Annotated in this window: 15 protein-coding genes; 7 read left to right on the top strand and 8 right to left on the bottom strand. The window is 73.1% G+C overall.

Annotated elements, in window-relative coordinates; translation table 11 throughout:
* The first annotated feature begins 297 nt into the window (after positions 1-297).
* Positions 298-735: a glutaredoxin domain-containing protein gene (locus IE313_RS05435; protein ID WP_189929730.1), complete on the top strand. Its 438-nt coding sequence runs from the start codon at positions 298-300 to the stop codon at positions 733-735.
* Between the two features lie 120 nt (positions 736-855).
* Here IE313_RS05435 and IE313_RS05430 read toward each other — a convergent pair whose 3' ends face one another.
* Positions 856-2,178, bottom strand: coding sequence for an ROK family transcriptional regulator (locus tag IE313_RS05430; protein WP_189929729.1), 1,323 nt, complete (start codon positions 2,176-2,178; stop codon positions 856-858).
* 150 nt (positions 2,179-2,328) lie between these two features.
* Here IE313_RS05430 and IE313_RS05425 point away from each other — a divergent pair, with 150 nt between their 5' ends.
* Genes IE313_RS05425 through IE313_RS05410 form a run of 4 tightly spaced genes read left to right on the top strand, consistent with a single transcriptional unit; the run spans position 2,329 to position 6,929 of the window.
* Complete coding sequence (locus IE313_RS05425; RefSeq protein WP_189929728.1) at positions 2,329-3,645, top strand: ABC transporter substrate-binding protein; 1,317 nt, start codon at positions 2,329-2,331, stop codon at positions 3,643-3,645.
* An 8-nt stretch (positions 3,646-3,653) separates the two neighbouring features.
* The gene (locus tag IE313_RS05420) at positions 3,654-4,664 is read left to right on the top strand and encodes a carbohydrate ABC transporter permease (protein WP_189929727.1); all 1,011 of its coding nucleotides are present in this window, start codon (positions 3,654-3,656) and stop codon (positions 4,662-4,664) included.
* Positions 4,657-5,544 carry a carbohydrate ABC transporter permease gene (locus tag IE313_RS05415; protein ID WP_189929726.1) on the top strand — a complete coding sequence of 296 codons (888 nt, stop codon included), beginning with the start codon at positions 4,657-4,659 and terminating at the stop codon, positions 5,542-5,544. The genes IE313_RS05420 and IE313_RS05415 overlap by 8 nt, the downstream gene beginning before the upstream one ends.
* Before the next feature lie 20 nt (positions 5,545-5,564).
* Complete coding sequence (locus IE313_RS05410; RefSeq protein ID WP_189929725.1) at positions 5,565-6,929, top strand: GH1 family beta-glucosidase; 1,365 nt, start codon at positions 5,565-5,567, stop codon at positions 6,927-6,929.
* 105 nt (positions 6,930-7,034) lie between these two features.
* Here the strand turns inward: IE313_RS05410 and IE313_RS05405 are convergent, their stop codons facing one another.
* On the bottom strand, positions 7,035-8,051 hold the full coding sequence (locus IE313_RS05405) for a phosphotransferase family protein (protein WP_229924390.1): 1,017 nt from the start codon (positions 8,049-8,051) through the stop codon (positions 7,035-7,037).
* A gap of 662 nt (positions 8,052-8,713) precedes the next feature.
* Between IE313_RS05405 and IE313_RS05400 the strand changes: the two genes are divergently transcribed.
* A complete protein-coding gene (locus IE313_RS05400; RefSeq protein WP_189929724.1) occupies positions 8,714-9,442 on the top strand; it encodes a 2OG-Fe(II) oxygenase in 729 nt (242 codons plus the stop codon).
* Between the two features lie 242 nt (positions 9,443-9,684).
* Positions 9,685-10,518: an IclR family transcriptional regulator gene (locus IE313_RS05395; protein WP_189929723.1), complete on the top strand. Its 834-nt coding sequence runs from the start codon at positions 9,685-9,687 to the stop codon at positions 10,516-10,518.
* A 325-nt stretch (positions 10,519-10,843) separates the two neighbouring features.
* On the opposite strand, the gene IE313_RS05390 is transcribed toward IE313_RS05395, so the two are convergent.
* From IE313_RS05390 to IE313_RS05365, 6 genes are all read right to left on the bottom strand, one after another.
* Positions 10,844-11,473: an MBL fold metallo-hydrolase gene (locus IE313_RS05390; RefSeq protein WP_189929722.1), complete on the bottom strand. Its 630-nt coding sequence runs from the start codon at positions 11,471-11,473 to the stop codon at positions 10,844-10,846.
* Positions 11,473-12,561 (bottom strand): S-(hydroxymethyl)mycothiol dehydrogenase, encoded by a 1,089-nt coding sequence (locus IE313_RS05385; RefSeq protein WP_189929721.1) that lies wholly within the window; start codon positions 12,559-12,561, stop codon positions 11,473-11,475. The genes IE313_RS05390 and IE313_RS05385 overlap by 1 nt, the downstream gene beginning before the upstream one ends.
* A 134-nt stretch (positions 12,562-12,695) precedes the next feature.
* On the bottom strand, positions 12,696-13,670 hold the full coding sequence (locus IE313_RS05380; RefSeq protein ID WP_189929720.1) for a PDR/VanB family oxidoreductase: 975 nt from the start codon (positions 13,668-13,670) through the stop codon (positions 12,696-12,698).
* A gap of 257 nt (positions 13,671-13,927) precedes the next feature.
* Positions 13,928-14,125, bottom strand: a complete 198-nt coding sequence (locus IE313_RS05375) for a hypothetical protein (RefSeq protein WP_189929719.1) — start codon at positions 14,123-14,125, stop codon at positions 13,928-13,930.
* Positions 14,125-15,216, bottom strand: a complete 1,092-nt coding sequence (locus IE313_RS05370) for a Rieske 2Fe-2S domain-containing protein (RefSeq protein ID WP_189929718.1) — start codon at positions 15,214-15,216, stop codon at positions 14,125-14,127. Before IE313_RS05370 ends, IE313_RS05375 begins: the two co-directional genes overlap by 1 nt.
* Positions 15,217-15,353: 137 nt before the next feature.
* The gene (locus tag IE313_RS05365) at positions 15,354-16,811 is read right to left on the bottom strand and encodes an aldehyde dehydrogenase family protein (protein WP_189929717.1); all 1,458 of its coding nucleotides are present in this window, start codon (positions 16,809-16,811) and stop codon (positions 15,354-15,356) included.
* Positions 16,812-16,963 lie beyond the last annotated feature (152 nt).

Raw genomic sequence — 16,963 nt, 5'->3', positions numbered from 1 at the left:
GACGGCCTTGCCGTGGTCGGCCGTGGCGGTGCGGGTGGTGGGCGCCGCTTCCGCCGGCCCGGACAGCCCCTCGCCCGCCCACGGTCGGACACCCCTGCGACTCGTCCCGGAAGAAGCGTGGCGCCTTGCCCGCGACAGCTCGGGCGGCAGACCACCACCCCCACGGCCTTCGTCGCGATCACGTGCACCCTGGCCGGAGCACCTGACCGGACGAGGACCGCCGAGGCGACCCGGCGCAGGCCCGAATCAGCGGCCTGGTCCGAGACCCCTTTCGGCCCATCGGTAGCCTTCGTCCTCATGACGCGCGCTTGGAACCTGCCGGTTCTGCTGGTGCTGTCCGGCTCGCTCGGTGCAGCCGGGCTGTTCCTCAGCGGGGCCCCTGGCAGAGCCGTGGTGGTTCTGCTGGTGTTCGTGCTTCTCGCAGGCGTGCACTCGCCCCTGGTCTTCCCCAGGTCGATCGGTGCGCTGGAGGCACAACGCCGCAGCGCGGTCGACGGACGGCCGGTCGTCTTCTGGCGGCCGGGCTGCCTGTACTGCCTCCGGCTGCGCTTCCGGTTGGGTCGTGGCGCCCACCGGCTGCACTGGGTCGACATCTGGCGTGACCCGGCCGCCGCCGCGGTGGTGAGGGCGGCCAACGACGGCAACGAGACCGTGCCGACGGTCGTCGTGGCGGGCCGGCCGCACACCAACCCCGACCCCGCGTGGGTGCGCGAACAGCTCTCCCGCTCCGTGTGATCGAGAGCGGTGCCCTGCCGGAGAGGGGTGCGCAGAGCCGAGAGGCCGTCATCCGGTTCGGCGTCGTCCCCGCCCCTTCACCCGCGCCGTGCACCGCAGAGGGAACGTCAGGGAGAAGGCTCAGCGCGGCACCCGGTTCTCCAGCACCGCCTGCCAGTCGGGAGCCGCCTCCCCCTGCCCCTGCTCACGGGCCGGTTCCGCGCGCCGGCCGCCGCGGGCGAAGAAGTCGGCGAGCGGGAGTGTCGCTGCGCCCACGGTGACCGCGTCGGGCCCGAGCCTGCCGAGCTCGATGGTGACGCGGGCGGCGGGATGGCGCAGGGAGTAGCCGTCGGCGTAGGTGCGCACCGCCGGGAGCATGTAGGGGCCGAGCTGGAGGCCCGCCCAGCCGCCGATGAGGACGCGCTCGGGGCCGAAGAGGTTGATCAGGTCGGAGATGCCGGCACCCAGGTACTCGGCGGTCTCGTCGAGCACGGCGACCGCCACGGGGTCGGGTGCCCTGCCCTGCGCCGGCTGCGCCGCGGCCAGCAGCGCGGTCACGCCGGTCTCCTCGTCGGCGCCCTCCGGGAGCCGGCCGCCGGCCTCCTGCCAGCGCTGGAGCAGCGCCTCCGACCCGGCGTACGCCTCAAGGCAGCCGAGCGCCCCGCACCGGCACCGGCGCCCGCGGACGCTGACCGTCAGGTGCCCCCACTCCCCGGGGCTGCCGCCGGGCCGGCCGGGCGAGGAGGAGATGGCCCCGTCGGTGACGATGCACGCGCCGACACCGGAGCCGAACAGCACGATGGCGGCGTCCCGGGCTCCCCGGCCGCCGCCGAACCACATCTCGGCCTGGCCGAGCGCCTTGGCGCCGTTGTCGATGTACCAGGCCGTGTCCTCGGGCAGGTCCACCGCGTCGCGCAGCAGCGGCTCCATCGGCACCGCGTCCCAGCCGATGGTCTGGCCGTGCACCACGGCGCCGCGCGGGGCGGTGCGGTCGACGATGCCGGGCACCCCGACGCCGACGCCGATCAGGCCGGCCGGGTCGATGGCGGCCTCGGCCATCACCTCGGCGATCCCGTCCCTGATATGACGGACGATCAGGTCGACGTCGTAGCCCTCGTGGGTGAGGAGCCGCTCGGTGCGGGCCAGCTCCTCGAGCGCGACGTCGAACGCCTCCACCCGCACCCGGGTCTCCCCCACGTCGACGCCGATGAGGTACCCACTGGCGGGCGCGACCCGCAGCAACGTGCGCGGCCGCCCGCCATCGGATTCCACGACTCCGGCCTCCTCCAGCAGCCCGTCCGCGGTGAGTTCGGCGACGACGTTGCTGACGGAACCCGAACTCAACCCCGTGGCCGGGCCGAGGGCCTGGCGGCTCATCGGGCCGTCGAAATACAACCGTTGCAATACGGCCGCTCGATTGCCCCGCCGCAGGTCACGCACGGTCCGTCTGTTGCGCTCTGCCATGTGGCTCCTTCCCTTCCCGCAAGATACCCCTGCACACCACTTGACGCGACCTTCTCTCAGGATTTAACTCACGTCCTAAATTAAGCCCTGACATTTTTGTTTCGCACACGCACCCACACTCAGGACTCCCCGGAAAGGGGCGTATCCGACATGCTCAGACTTCGAGCCGCCGCAGTCATCGCCACGGTCACCGCTCTGTCCGCCACAGCGACCGCCTGCGGGGGCGGCACCAGCTCCGGCGGGGGGAGCAACGACTCCCCGAAGACGCTCACCTACTGGGCGTCCAACCAGGGCCCCAGCGTCGAGGCGGACAAGAAGATCCTGACGCCCGAGCTGAAGAAGTTCGAGAAGCAGACCGGCATCAAGGTCAAGCTCGAAGTCGTCCCGTGGTCGGATCTGCTCAACCGGATCCTGGCCGCCGCCACGTCCGGACAGGGCCCGGACGTGCTGAACATAGGCAACACCTGGTCCTCCTCGCTGCAGGCCACCGGCGCGCTGCTGCCGTGGGACGCCGAGCAGTACGGCAAGATCGGCGGCAAGGACCGCTTCGCGGCGTCCGCGGTGGCCTCGACGGGCGCGCCGGGCAAGGACCCGGCCGCGGTGCCCCTGTACTCCATGGGGTTCGCGCTCTACTACAACAAGCAGATGTTCAAGGACGCCGGGATCTCCAAGCCGCCGGCCACCTGGGACGAGCTGGTGGCCGACGGCAAGAAGATCTCGAAGGACGGCAAGTGGGCGCTGGGCGCCGAGGGGTCGAACCCGGTCGAGAACATCCACCAGACCTTCGTCCTCGCCAAGCAGCACGGCGCTGACTTCTTCGACGCCAAGGGCAACCCCACGTTCACCTCGCCCGGTGCCGTGGCGGGTGTGAAGCAGTACGTGGACTTCATGGCCAAGGACAAGATCATCGCGCCCGGCAACGCCGAGTACTCGCAGAACCAGTCCCTGGAGGACTTCGCCAAGAACAAGACGGCGATGGTCCTCTGGCAGAACGCCTCCACCACCTTCAAGGCGCACGGCATGAAGGACAGCGACTGGGGCGTCGCACCCGTCCCGGTGGCCTCCGGTGCCCCCGGCGCGGGCAAGCAGATCAACTCGATGGTCGCCGGCATCAACATCGCCGTCTTCAAGAACACCAAGAACCTCAACGGTGCCACGGACTTCGTGAAGTTCATGACCAGCACCGAGGAGCAGAAGGTGCTCTGCAAGGCGTACGCGAACATTCCGCCGGTCAAGGCCGCGCTGAGCGATCCGTTCTTCTCCAGGCCGGAGGCGACCGTGCTGAAGAACACCCTGCTGACCAGCGCCGCCCCGCTGCCGCAGGTGCCCAACGAGTCGCAGTACGAGACCTCGGTGGGCACGGCGATCAAGGGCCTGTTCGCGGATGTGGCCGCGGGCCGCCAGGTGACCACGGAGTCGGTCAAGGCGGCGCTCACCAAGGCCCAGCAGCAGATGCCGAAGAGCTGAGCCCTGCGATGACCGCCACCACCACCGCCGACCGGCAGGCGCCGCCGCACGACGGCGGCGGGCGGGCCGACTCCGGGCAGGCGAGGCCGAAGAGGCCCCGCCTGCCCGGGCGGCTGCGCCGCATCAGCCTGCCCTACCTGCTCCTGCTCCCCGCGCTGCTCCTCGAACTGCTGGTCCATCTCGTGCCGATGGTCATCGGCATCGTCATGAGCTTCAAGGAGCTGACCCAGTTCTTCATCCGCGACTGGGGCACGGCGCCCTGGTCGGGACTCGACAACTACCGCGTGTCGATCGACTTCGACGCGCCCATCGGGCAGGCCCTGCTCCACTCCTTCTTCGTCACCTGCGCCTTCACGGTGCTCTCGGTCGGCCTGTGCTGGCTGATCGGCACCGTGGCTGCTGTGTACATGCAGGAGAACTTCAAGGGCCGCGGGCTGCTGCGGGCCGTCTTCCTGACGCCGTACGCACTGCCCGTCTACGCCGCCGTGATCACCTGGGCCTTCATGTTCCAGCGGGACAACGGCCTGGTGAACCACGTCCTCGGCGACCAGCTCGGGCTGACCGACGGCCAGACGTTCTGGCTGATCGGCGACAACAGCTTCGTCGCGCTGCTGACGGTCTCGGTGTGGAAGGGCTGGCCGTTCGCCTTCCTCATCATCATGGCCGGGCTGCAGAACATCCCGCGGGAGCTGTACGAGGCCGCGGCCATCGACGGCGCCGGCATCTGGCAGCAGATCCGCCGCATCACCCTGCCCTCGCTGCGCCCGGTCAACCAGGTGCTCGTCCTGGTGCTCTTCCTGTGGACGTTCAACGACTTCAACACGCCGTACGTGCTGTTCGGGAAGTCGGCACCGGAGGCCGCGGACCTGATCTCGATCCACATCTACCAGTCGTCGTTCGTCACCTGGAACTTCGGCACCGGCTCCGCCATGTCGGTCCTGCTGCTGCTGTTCCTGCTCCTGGTGACGGCCGTGTACCTGGTGCTGACCTCCCGCGGAAGGAAGCCCGCCGATGGCTAGCACCGTCCAGGCCGCGAAGGCCGCGGACCATCGCTCCCCCACCGCCCCGCCGCCCTCGTTCGTCTGGTCCCGGCGGATCTTCCTGACGCTGCTGACCGTGTTCGTGCTGGTACCGGTCTACGTCATGGTCAGCAGCTCCCTGAAGCCGCTCCAGGACGTCTCCGGGGCGTTCCACTGGCTGCCCAGCGGCCTGACGATCCGTCCCTACATCGACATCTGGTCGACCGTGCCGCTGGCCAGGTACTTCGTGAACTCGCTGATCGTGGCGGGGGTCGCGACGGTCTGCTCGGTGGCCGTCGCGGTCTTCGCCGCGTACGCGGTCAGCCGCTACCGGTTCCGCGGCAAGCGGGTCTTCACCGTCACCGTGCTGTCGACCCAGATGTTCCCCGGCATCCTGTTCCTGCTGCCGCTGTTCCTGATCTACGTGAACATCGGCAACGCCACCGGGATCGCGCTGTTCGGTTCGCGCGGCGGGCTCATCCTCACCTATCTGACCTTCTCCCTGCCGTTCTCCATCTGGATGCTGATCGGATACTTCGACTCGGTGCCGCAGTCCCTGGACGAGGCGGCCCTGGTCGACGGCTGCGGGCCGCTCGGCGCGCTCTTCCGCATCATCGTGCCCGCCGCCATCCCCGGCATCGTCGCGGTCGCCGTCTACGCCTTCATGACCGCCTGGGGCGAGGTGCTCTTCGCCTCCGTCATGACCAACGACACGACCCGCACGCTCGCCGTCGGCCTCCAGGGCTACGCAACCCAGAACGACGTCTACTGGAACCAGGTCATGGCCGCCTCACTGGTCGTCAGCGTTCCGGTGGTCGCCGGATTCCTCCTGCTCCAGCGCTATCTGGTCGCCGGTCTCACCGCCGGAGCCGTCAAGTGACCGACCCCGAAAGGACCTCTGTGCCCGAGCCCATCGACCTCGCCGCCCTTCCCAAGGACTTCGTCTGGGGGGTGGCCACGTCGGCGTACCAGATCGAGGGAGCCGTGGCCGAGGACGGCCGCTCCCCGTCCATCTGGGACACCTTCTCCCACACCCCCGGCAAGGTCGCGGGAGGTGACCACGGCGACGTCGCCTGTGACCACTACCACCGCTGGCCCGAGGACATCGCCCTGATGAAGGAGCTGGGCGCCGGCGCCTACCGGCTCTCGCTCGCCTGGCCGCGGATCGTGCCGGGCGGCGACGGGCCGGTGAACGAGGCGGGCCTCGCGTTCTACGACCGCCTCGTGGACGCCCTCCTCGAGGCGGGCATCACCCCGAACGTCACGCTGTACCACTGGGACCTGCCCCAGGTGCTCCAGGACCGCGGCGGCTGGCCCGCCAGGGAGACCGCCGAGCACTTCGCCGCCTACGCGTCGGCGGCCGCCGAACGCCTCGGCGACCGGGTGCACCAGTGGGCGACGCTCAACGAACCGCTCTGCTCCGCCTGGATCGGCCACCTGGAAGGCCGAATGGCGCCGGGCCTGACCGACATCAAGGCCGCCGTGCAGGCCTCGTACCACCTGCTGCTGGGCCACGGCCTCGCCGCGCAGGCCATCCGCGCCGCCGCCCCGGGCGCCGCGGTGGGCATCGTGAACAACCTCTCCACCATCGCGCCCGCCAGCGACTCGGAGGCCGACGTGGCCGCCGCGCAGCGCGCCGACGGGCACATCAACCGCTGGTGGCTCGACCCGGTGCACGGCCGCGGCTTCCCCGCCGACATGCGCGAGGTGTACGGGGTGGACCTGCCCGAGCGTGCCGGGGACCTGGAGACCATCGCGCAGCCGCTGGACTGGCTGGGCCTCAACTACTACTTCCCCGCCGTGGTCGCCGACGACCCCGAAGGCCCCTACCCGTTCGCCCGGCAGGTGCCGCGTCCCGGGGTGCCGCGCACCGGCATGGACTGGGAGATCGACGCGGGCGGCATCGAGGCACTGCTGATGCGGCTCACCGAGGAGTACGGCCCGCGCAGCATCTACATCACCGAGAACGGCTCCTCGTTCCCCGACGTGGTGCGCCCGGACGGCTCGGTGCACGACCCCGAGCGCATCGGCTACCTGGAGGAGCACCTGGCCGCCTGCGCCCGCGCGGTCGGCCGGGGCGCCCCGCTGGCCGGGTACTACGCCTGGTCTCTGCTGGACAACTTCGAGTGGGCCTACGGCTACGAGAAGCGCTTCGGCCTCGTCCACGTCGACTACGAGACCCAGAAGCGCACCGTCAAGAGCAGCGGTCGGCGCTACGCGGAGATCATCCGCAGCCACCGCGAGGGCGGCGCCCGGGCCGCCTGAGCCATCACCGCAGACCGGGCCCCGGTAGCGCAGGAGAAGACCTGCGCTACCGGGGCCCGGTCCCGTTCTCCCGCGGCCACCCGCGGCCACCGGGGGCGCCAGGGGTCAGCTCAGCGCCGCCACGGTCGCCATCGCTGCCGTCAGCGACGGCACCACCTCGCGGCGCGCCCAGCGGCGCTCGGCAGCAGAGGCCCCCCGTGGCCCCTGCTCGACGAGCATGATCAGGTACAGGTAGCAGCGGTAGAGGGCGATCCGCAGCCGTGTCGCCTCGTCGAAGACGACGAAGCCCCCCGCCTCCTGCCTGTACCCGTCCAGGAAGTAGGGGTCCCCCTCGATCTCGCCGAGCAGTGCGCCCGAGGCGAAGTCGGCCAGCGGGTCCCCCCAGAACATGCGCTCGCCGTCGACCAGACCCCCGATGCGAGGGCCCCTCGGACCGCCGTCGACGAGGACGTTGCCCTCCCAGAGGTCGAAGTGCACCAGCCTCGGCACCACGACCTCGTCGAGCACCGGATACGCCCGCCGGAGCACCCCGGCCATCTCCTCGGCGGGCCGCGGCAGCCGGGCGCCGAACCTCCGGGCGTCGTCGACGACCGCGTCCACCATGCGCGAGAAGGCCTCCCGCCAGGTGCCGGCGAGCGGGCCGAGGGCCCCCGACGGGTACCCGAAGCCGTCCCCGACGACCGTGTGCAGCCGCGCCACCAGGTTGCCGAGGTCATGGCGGAGCGCCTCCTGCTCGCCCTCCAGGAAGTGCTCCCGCGCCTCGGGCCAGCGGGTGCCCGGCAGGGCGGTCATCAGCAGGAAGGGGCCCGCCCCGGCCACGGCGTCGGTGTGCACGGCCTCGACGCGCGGCACCGGCACCGCGCCCTCCGCCTCGTGGGCCGCACGGCAGAACATCGCCTCGGCGCGCAGCAGATCGCGTTCGTACGCCAGCCCGGGCCGGTTCTCGTGCGGTGGCACCTTCAGCACCAGTTGCCGCCCGTCGTCGAGCGTGACCCCGGTGACGTCGTTGTAGTCGTACGTACTGCCTGACAGCTCCCTGGTGTCCCTCACCCGCTCCACCGGGACCCCCGCGGCGGCCAGGGCCGCTGCGAGCTGCTTGGTCATCGTGGCAGTCATGGTCATGCGCGCATCCTCGCCTGTCGGCACTCGCTTGCGGACGGCGAGGCCGCCGTGGTCCGCTCCCACCCGTGGACCGCGGCGGCCTCGGCGGCCTCACCGGCGGCGGGGGCGGACCGGAGGGATCCCAGGGGGAGCCTGACGCCCCGGTGGCGGACGCCGAACTCGTAGATCGGACCACCGTAACCCGTCCCAAGTGCCGTGCCGTGCACAGGGATCAAGCGGACGAGGACATACCGGCCTCGGGGGCCCGGGTCGTCGGCCGACCCGAGACCGGCAGGACTTGGAGAGCGCTCTCCAAGCTGTTTGGAGTGTTCCCGCACCGAGCGGGCGTGTCAAGCGGCGGGGCGGACTCCGGCGGGATAGGGATGGGTCACGGCGCGGCCTGTCGTCCGGTGCGCGGGTGTCCGGGGCGCGGGTGTCCGGGGCGCGGGTGTCCGGGGCGCGGGTGTCCGGGGCGCGGCCGTGCGTGTGGTGGTGCGCGTGTGGTGCGCGGATGGCCAGCGCGGGCGGTCGCGCGTGCGTGGGCGCCCGGGCGCGGCAGGTGTGAGCGGCAGGCGTGAGCGGCAGGCGCGGGCTGCGCGTCCGTGCCGTACGGCGATGTCCGGAAACCGCCCAAGGCGCCGCAAGGCGCGGGGGCAGACTCGCAGGCGAAGAGAGGCGATCCCATGACCACCACCCCCGCGGGCGAGGCCGCCCGCCAGGCGCTCGACCGGGCCGACTGGGCCCGGCTCGCCGAGGAACTCGACACCTTCGGCTGTGCCCTCACCCCCCGGTTGCTCTCCCCCGCCGAGCGCCGCGCCCTCGCCGCGCTGTACGACCGTCAGGAGCTGTTCCGCACCACCGTGGACATGGCACGGCACCGCTTCGGGTCCGGGCACTACCGCTACTTCACGCACGACCTGCCGGAGCCGGTCGCCGCGCTCCGTGCCGCGTTCTACCCGCACCTGCTGCCCGTGGCCCGCGACTGGGCGACCCGGCTCGGCCGGCCGGCACCCTGGCCCGACTCGTTCGACGACTGGCTGGGGATGTGCCACGGGGCGGGCCAGGACCGCTCGGCGCAGATCCTGCTGCGCTACGGCCCCGGCGACTGGAACGCGCTGCACCGCGACCTCTTCGGCGAGCTGGTCTTCCCACTCCAGGTGGTGATCGGGCTGGACGTCCACGGCACCGACTGCACCGGCGGCGAGTTCCTGCTGGTGGAACAGCGGCCGCGGGCGCAGTCGCGCGGCACCGTCCGGACCCTCGTCCAGGGCCACGGGCTCGTCTTCACCACCCGGGACCGCCCGGTGGCGAGCCGGCGCGGCTGGTCGGCCGGCGCGGTGCGGCACGGCGTGAGCACGGTGCGCGAAGGGCTGCGGCACAGCCTCGGCCTGGTCTTCCACGACGCCTCGTGAACCCGTGCGGGGCCGCGGCGGAGGCGGGCCGGGGTGCCCTGGGGGCCGGGGGCTGCGCCGTGTGGACCGGCGGGAGCGAGGCCGTGTGGGCCGGCGGGCACGGCCCGGTGCGGGCCGGGGCGGGGCCGTGTGGACCGGGCCGTCGGCCGCCGGCGGGCGCGGGGCCGCCGCCCCTCCATTGACGCGCGTGACCTGGGTGTCTAGCTTGCCTGGAGAACGGCCGGTCACCCGAAGGAGGGTCCATGGAGGACGGGCACCGGGGTGGCACGGGATCCGTGGTCGGCCGGGCGCTGTGCGTGCTGGAGGCGTTCACCCCCGCCACGCCCGTACTGACGCTGACGGACATCTCCCGGCACACGGAGCTGCCGCTGACCACGGTGTACCGCCTGGTGAAGGAGCTGACCGCGCACCGGGTGCTGGAGCGCGAGACGGGCGGCGGGTACCGCATCGGGCTGCACCTGTGGGAGATCGCCGCGCTGGCGCCCCGCGGCCTCGGGCTGCGCGAGCTGGCCCTGCCCTACCTGTCCGACCTGGGCCATGTGACCCGCGAGAACGTCCAGCTCGCGGTGCGCGAGGAACTGTCCGTGCTGTATGTGGAGCGGCTGGCGGGGCGCAACTCGGTGCGGGTGCTGACCCGGGTGGGCGGCCGCTTCGCGCTGGCGCCCACCGGGGTGGGCCGGGTGCTGCTCGCCCACGCGCCGGCCGAGGTGCAGGAACGGGTGCTGGCGCAGCCGATGGTGGCGTACACCGAGCACACCCTCCGCGACCCGGCCCGCCTGCGGCGGATCCTGGCGGAGGTACGGCACAGCGGGGTGGCCGTCTGCCCCCGCCAGGTGACGCCCGACGGCCTCTCGGTCGCCGCGCCGGTACACGGCGCGGGCGGTGAGGTGGTGGCCGCGGTGTCGGTGGTCGCCCATGTCGACAGGGCTGAGCCGCGCGCCCTGATCCCGCTGGTCCAGGTGGCGGCGCGCGGCATCTCCCGGGCGCTGGGCGCGCCGCTGCCCCCCGCGGACGACGGCGGGCGGGCCGGCGAGGGGCCGGGGGCGGCCGGGCACGCGCGGCTCACCGGCACCTGACGGGGCCGCGCCACGACCGGTGCGGCCGCCCCGCAAGGGTCGCGGGGCCGCGCACCGGCGCCGTACGGCTCGGCCGCCCGGGTGCCACCTGCCGCGGCACTCCCGCGGCGGGCCGCCGGGCCGGTCCCCCGCGCACTCCTCCCGCCGGACTCCGGCCGCCCGCGGCCCCGCCGGGCGCCCCTCCGCGCCCCGAGCCCCGCACCCCGAGCCCCGCAGCCCGCAGCCCGCTACGGGAGGAGCCTCTGAGGCGTCGTGCCGGCCGGCCGCAGGCGGGACCCGCGCGCGGCGGTGGTCGCCGCGCTCACACCCTGCGGCGGGCGCGGCATCAGTGGCCCCGGGCGATCCACTCCTCCAGGTGGGGGGCCTCGGTGCCGATGGTGGTGCTCTCGCCGTGCCCGGTGCGCACGACCGTGTCGGCCGGCAGGGTCAGCAGCCGGTCCCGGATGGAGTCGATGATCGTCGGGAAGTCGCTGAAGGAGCGCCCGGTGGCGCCGGGTCCGCCGGCGAAGAGCGTGTCACCGGTGAAGACGGTGCCGAGGGCCGGCGCATGGAGGCTGACCGCGCCGCGGCAGTGCCCCGGCGTGTGCAGCACCCGCAGCACCGTCCCGGCCACGGTCAGCTCCTGCCCGTCGGCGAGTTCGCCGTCGGGGAGGCGTTCGGGATGGGTCTGCTTCCACAGCGGAAGGTCGTCCGGGTGCAGCAGGACGGGGGCGCCGGTGCGGGCCGCCAGGTCCGGTGCCGCGTCGATGTGGTCGTCGTGGGCGTGGGTGCACACGATCGCGGTCAGCCGCCGGCCCCCCAGCGCTTCGGCGATGGCGGCCGCGTCGTGGGCCGCGTCGATCACGACGGCCTCCAAGTCGTCGCCGACGATCCAGACGTTGTTCTCGACGTCCCAGGTCCCGCCGTCCAGCGAGAAGGTGCCCGAGGTGACCAGGTGGTCGATGCGGGCCGCCATCAGAAGACCACCACCGAGCGCAGCACATCGCCCTGGTGCATCCGGCCGAACGCCTTCTCCACGTCCTGCAGGGGGATGGTCTCGGTGACGAAGGCGTCGAGGTCGAGCCGGCCCTGGAGGTACAGGTCGATCAGCATCGGGAAGTCCCTGGACGGCAGGCAGTCGCCGTACCAGGACGACTTCAGGGCGCCACCGCGGCCGAAGACGTCGATCAGCGGCAGCTCGAGCTGCATCTCGGGCGTGGGCACGCCCACGAGGACGACGGTTCCCGCGAGGTCGCGGGCGTAGAAGGCCTGCCGGTACGTCTCGGGGCGGCCGACCGCCTCGATCACGACGTCCGCGCCGAAGCCGGAGGTGAGGTCGCGGATCGCCTCGACGGGGTCGGACTCGCGGGAGTTGACCGTGTGGGTGGCGCCGAGTCCGGTGGCGGTCGCCAGCTTGCGGTCGTCGATGTCCACGGCGATGATCTTCGCGGCACCGGCCAGCCGGGCCCCGGCGATGGCGGCGTTGCCCACGCCGCCGCAGCCGATGACGGCGACCGTGTCCCCGCGGCCCACGTTGCCCGTGTTGATCGCGGCACCGATGCCGGCCATCACCCCGCACCCCAGCAGGCCCGCGGCGGCCGGGGAGGCCGCGGGGTCGACCTTGGTGCACTGGCCGGCGGCGACCAGCGTCTTCTCGGCGAAGGCGCCGATGCCGAGCGCGGGAGTCAGCTCCGTGCCCTTCCCGGCGAGCGTCATCTTCCGGGTGGCGTTGTGCGTGTTGAAGCAGTACCAGGGCCGGCCGCGCAGACAGGCCCTGCACTGGCCGCACACGGCGCGCCAGTTGAGGATGACGAAGTCGCCGGGCGCCACGTCGGTGACCCCGGCGCCGACCGACTCCACGACGCCCGCCGCCTCGTGTCCCAGCAGGAAGGGGAAGTCGTCGTTGATGCCGCCCTCGCGGTAGTGCAGGTCCGTGTGGCAGACGCCGCACGCCTGAATGTCCACGACCGCCTCACCGGGCCCGGGGTCCGGCACCGTGATGGTCTCGATCCGGACCGGCTCGCCCTTGCCCACCGCGACCACACCCTGCACCTGCTGTGCCATGTCCGACAGCCTCTCTGTTGTCTGTGACTCGAACTTCGACGTTGCGCGCCCGGTACCCACCCGACCCAGCAGAGTCTCTCGCGTGCCCGGGGCGGCGTCGCGCAGCGTACCCGGGCGGGTCGGTCGGTCCGTGCTCAGAGGTCCAGGACCAGCCGCTTCGACGCGCACCGTGAGACGCACACGAACATCACGTCGCCCGCGGCCCGCTCCTCCTCGGTCAGCAGCGAGTCGCGGTGCTCCGGGACGCCGTCCAGGACACCGGTCTCGCAGGTGCCGCAGGTACCCTCGCGGCAGGAGGACAGCACCGGCACCCCGGCCTCCTCCAGGACCTCCAGGACCGAGCGGTCCGGCGGCACGGTCAAGATGGTGCCACTGCCGGCGAGTTCCACCTCGAAGCTCTCGCCCGTCCCGTCGGGCGCCGGGTCCTCGCGGGGCGCGAAGCGCTCGACGTGCAGGGTTCCGGGCGGCCAGCCGGCGCACCGCCGCTCCACCGCGTCGAGCAGCGGCGCCGGGCCGCAGCAGTAGACCTCGGTGCCCTCGCGGGGGCTGCCGAGCAGCGCGTCCAGGTCGAGCAGGCCCGTCTCGTCCTGCGGGCACAGCCGCACGCGGTCCGGGTGGTCGCCGGCGAGCCGGTCGGCGAAGGCCATGGAGGCGCGGGTGCGGCCGCCGTAGACCAGCCGCCAGTCGGCGCCGCGCCGGGCGGCCTCTGCGACCATGGGCAGGATCGGGGTGATGCCGATGCCGCCCGCGACGAAGAGGTAGCGCTCGGCGTCGACCAGCGGGAAGTGGTTGCGCGGGCCGCGGATCCGTACCGTGCCGCCCTCTGCCAGGTTGTCGTGCACGTGCTCGGAGCCGCCCCGGCCGTCCGGCTCGCGCAGGACGGCCACCTGGAGGACCGAGGGGTCGTCCGGGTCGCCGCACAGGGAGTACTGGCGCACCAGGCCGGGGCCGAGCAGGAGGTCGATGTGGGCGCCCGGCCGCCAGGCGGGCAGCGGCTCGCCCTGGGGGTGGACGAGGGTCAGCCGGACGACACCGTCAGCCAGTTGCTCCTTGCGCGCCAGGGTCAGGTCAAGCTCGGCCTCGGAGTGCGGGGGCGTCGTGGTGGGCATGGCGTCTCTTTCTCGGGTGCGGGCACGGCCGGCTGCGAGGCCACGAGCCGCCCGGGGGGGCAGGCCCCGGCCCGGCGCGGTCGTGGCCCGGGGCCATGGACGTGGAGGGGCCCTGGGCACGGAGGGCCTGTCCGGGGCGTGAAAGGGTCTGGGTGCGGCCCCGGGCGCGCCACGCCCGGGCGCCGGGCGTGGGCCACGGGCCACGGGAACGCGGGGCGGGCGCGCCGGGCGCCGGGGTGCGCGGCGCGGGCCGCGGCTCAGGCCCGCGCCAGGCGCTGTCGCTCGGCGGGTTCAGGCGCCTCCGGATGGCCGAGCAGCCAGTTCCACAGGTCGACCGGGTCCTCGAACTCCTGCTCGGCGCCGCAGTAGCAGACGCCCAGCAGCCGGTCGGCACCGGGCACCCAGTGGACACGGAAGACGCCGCCGGGCAGCGCCGCCGGGTCGTGGGCCGTCATCAGGCGCTCCCACGTGCCTCGGCGCCCGCGGAGGTGCTCCCGGCGGTGGCCCGGGCGCCCTCCTCGGCCAGCCGCTTGAGGATGCGGCGCGCGGCGAGGCCACCGGTGTCGATGTTGATGCTCAGCTCCTGGTAGCCGTCCCGCTCCGCGGAGATGGCCTTCTCCAGCACGTCGAGCGCCACCACGTCCTGGAGGACCACGGTGCGGTTGTTGTCGTGGACGAAGTCGGTGACCGCCTGGTCGTCCGGCGCGAAGTCGCGGGCCACCGCCCAGAAGTCGTGGGTGCTGTGCTCCGTCTCGGGGGTGATCGCGTACACCACCTCCATGTGGAAGCCGTCCGGGTCGGTGCCGTCGGGCTCCGGGGGACGGCTGCCGACCGGGGCGACCCGGCTGTGCAGGAGGTAGAGGCAGGGGGCGTGGTACTCGATGTCCTGCCAGCGGGTGATCCGGCCTTCGATGCCGGTGGAGTTGGCGTAGAACGGCGGACAGGCGGCGTCGTCCATGCGCCTGCTGACCCGGACCACCCCGGCCGCCTCGTCCACCTCGGTGGTGATCGGCGTCTCGGCCACCTCGGGGGTGCCGATGTAGCCGCCGTGCAGATAGGTCTCGTGGGAGAGGTCGAGGAGGTTGTCGACCAGCAGGTCGTAGCGGGCGGCCAGCGGCTCCATGCCGGAGACGGTGGTGTACCCGGGGTGGTCGAGCCAGGGCGCGCGCGGGACGAGCTTCTCGTCGGCGAGTTCCCTCTCCCCGATCCACACCCAGACGAACGAGTCCTGCTCGACGACCGGATAGGACGTCAGGCGTGCGGTGCGGGGCACCCGTTTCTGGCCCGGCACGCTCACGCAGACGCCGTCGGCGCCGTAGGTGAAGCCGTGGTAGCCGCAGACGACCTGGTCCCCGACGATGCGGCTGGGTTCCTGGGAGAGCGGGAAGCGGCGGTGCACGCACCGGTCGGACATGGCCGTGACCGCGCCGGACTCGGTGCGCCACAGCAGGATCGGCTCGCCGCACACGGTGCGTGCGAAGAGCTCGCGGCCCACCTCCCGGCCAAAGGCCGCGACGTACCACTGGTTGCGGACGAAAGACGTCATCGACTCCTCCTGCAAGGTTGCCGGGTAGGGGAAACCGCGCTCAGCGTGCTCCCGCCGCCGGGCCGTGAACAGGCCGGTTTCCGCTGAGCGGAAGGACACGGGGGAAGCGGCGGGCCGGCCGCCGGCGGCCGAGGGGGTCAGAACGGGTACACGGCCTCCTGGGCACGGACGGTGATCCAGCGGGTCTCGGTGAATGCCTCGATGTTGGCCGCGCCGCCGAACCGGGCGCCGGTACCGGAGGCGCCGGTGCCGCCGAAGGGGGCGGGCACCTCGTCGTTGACCGTCTGGTCGTTGATGTGCACGAGCCCGGTGGGGATGCGTTCGGCGAGGTCCAGGGCCTTCATCACATCGCGGGTGAGGATGCCCAGCGACAGCCCGTACTCGCTCGCGGCCGCCAGCGCCACCGCCTCCTCGACGGTCGCGAAGCTGCGCACGGGGGCCACCGGACCGAAGACCTCCTCGGCGTAGGCGGGTGTGGCGTCGGTGACCGCGGTGAGGACGGTCGGCCGGTAGAAGAGGTCCTGGTAGGTGCCGCCCGCGGCCAGCCGGGCGCCGCCGGCCACGCTCGCGGTCACCAGCGAGTGGATCCTGTCGCGCTGACCGGCGTCGATCACCGGACCGAGCGCCACCTCCCCGGTGGCCGGGTCGCCGACGGGCAGCCGCCCGGCCCGCTCCGCCAGCCGCTCGGCGTACTCGTCCGCGACCGACTCGTGGACCAGGTGGCGGCCCGTCGTCATGCAGACCTGGCCCTGGTGGAAGAAGGAGCCCCAGGCGGCCGTGGAGACGGCGCGCTCCAGGTCCGCGTCGGGCAGCACGATCATCGCGGAGTTCCCGCCGAGCTCCAGGTGGGCACGCTTGAGGTGGTCCGCCGCGGCCGCACCGACCTTGCGGCCCGCCGCGGTGGAGCCGGTGAAGGAGATCACCCGTACCGGCCCCGCGGCGACCAGCGCGGCACCCGCCGCCGCACCGCCCGGCACCAGGGTGAGCACGCCCTCGGGCAGTCCGGCCTCCTCGAAGACCCGCATGATCGACACCCCGCCGCCGACCGCGGTGCGCTGGTCCGGCTTGAGGACGACGGCGTTGCCGAGCGCGAGCGCGGGTGCCACGGACCGGATGGCGAGCACCAGCGGAACGTTGAAAGGCGCTATCACGCCGACCACTCCGGCCGGCACCCGGCGAGCCATGCTCAGCCGGGGCTCGGCGGACGGCAGCAGCTCGCCGAGCGGCCGGGAGGCGAGCGCGGCGGCCTCGTAGCACTCCTGCGCAGCGGTGGCCGTCTCGAAGGCGGCCTTGCCGGGGATGCTGCCCGCCTCCCTGACGAGCCAGCCCTGGATCTCCTCCGCGTGCCGTGCGAACAGGTCCCCGGCACGGCGCAGCACGGCAGCGCGTTCGGTGTACGGGGTGCGGGCCCAGGCCGTCCTGCACTGTCCGGCGTGCTCGGCGGCACGCGCCACGTCCCGGCCGTCGGCGGCGCCGGCGTGCTCCAGGACCCGGCCGGTGGCTGGTTCCACGACGGGGGCGGTGCCGCCGGAGGCGGCCGTCCAGCCGCCGATGTTGACCTTGCCCGACCAGGCGCGCGTATCCAGCAGAGACATCATGGGCTCCTTCGGTTCTCGTGGTGCCGGGGTGCGGGGCCCGGTGCGGGACCGCCGGGCTGCCGGGGCTCGGGGGCGGGGTGGCCCCGACCGGTCGGCGGCCAGTGGGCCGTGCGGCACGGCGTGTGTGCGGGGTCAGACGGTGCACCGGC

The organism is Streptomyces sulfonofaciens (genome assembly GCF_014656295.1).
Lineage (GTDB): Bacteria > Actinomycetota > Actinomycetes > Streptomycetales > Streptomycetaceae > Streptomyces > Streptomyces sulfonofaciens.
This window is presented reverse-complemented; position numbering and strand designations above follow the sequence as displayed.

Bases quoted from the DNA above. Each gene is read 5' to 3' on its own strand.
- IE313_RS05435 (WP_189929730.1), top strand. From the start codon at position 298: ATGACGCGCGCTTGGAACCTGCCGGTTCTGCTGGTGCTGTCCGGCTCG.
- IE313_RS05425 (WP_189929728.1), top strand. From the start codon at position 2,329: ATGCTCAGACTTCGAGCCGCCGCAGTCATCGCCACGGTCACCGCTCTG.
- IE313_RS05415 (WP_189929726.1), top strand. From the start codon at position 4,657: ATGGCTAGCACCGTCCAGGCCGCGAAGGCCGCGGACCATCGCTCCCCC.
- IE313_RS05375 (WP_189929719.1), bottom strand. From the start codon at position 14,125: ATGACGGCCCACGACCCGGCGGCGCTGCCCGGCGGCGTCTTCCGTGTC.
- IE313_RS05380 (WP_189929720.1), bottom strand. From the start codon at position 13,670: ATGCCCACCACGACGCCCCCGCACTCCGAGGCCGAGCTTGACCTGACC.
- IE313_RS05395 (WP_189929723.1), top strand. From the start codon at position 9,685: ATGGAGGACGGGCACCGGGGTGGCACGGGATCCGTGGTCGGCCGGGCG.
- IE313_RS05420 (WP_189929727.1), top strand. From the start codon at position 3,654: ATGACCGCCACCACCACCGCCGACCGGCAGGCGCCGCCGCACGACGGC.
- IE313_RS05370 (WP_189929718.1), bottom strand. From the start codon at position 15,216: ATGACGTCTTTCGTCCGCAACCAGTGGTACGTCGCGGCCTTTGGCCGG.
- IE313_RS05365 (WP_189929717.1), bottom strand. From the start codon at position 16,811: ATGTCTCTGCTGGATACGCGCGCCTGGTCGGGCAAGGTCAACATCGGC.
- IE313_RS05390 (WP_189929722.1), bottom strand. From the start codon at position 11,473: ATGGCGGCCCGCATCGACCACCTGGTCACCTCGGGCACCTTCTCGCTG.
- IE313_RS05405 (WP_229924390.1), bottom strand. From the start codon at position 8,051: ATGACCATGACTGCCACGATGACCAAGCAGCTCGCAGCGGCCCTGGCC.
- IE313_RS05430 (WP_189929729.1), bottom strand. From the start codon at position 2,178: ATGGCAGAGCGCAACAGACGGACCGTGCGTGACCTGCGGCGGGGCAAT.
- IE313_RS05400 (WP_189929724.1), top strand. From the start codon at position 8,714: ATGACCACCACCCCCGCGGGCGAGGCCGCCCGCCAGGCGCTCGACCGG.
- IE313_RS05385 (WP_189929721.1), bottom strand. From the start codon at position 12,561: ATGGCACAGCAGGTGCAGGGTGTGGTCGCGGTGGGCAAGGGCGAGCCG.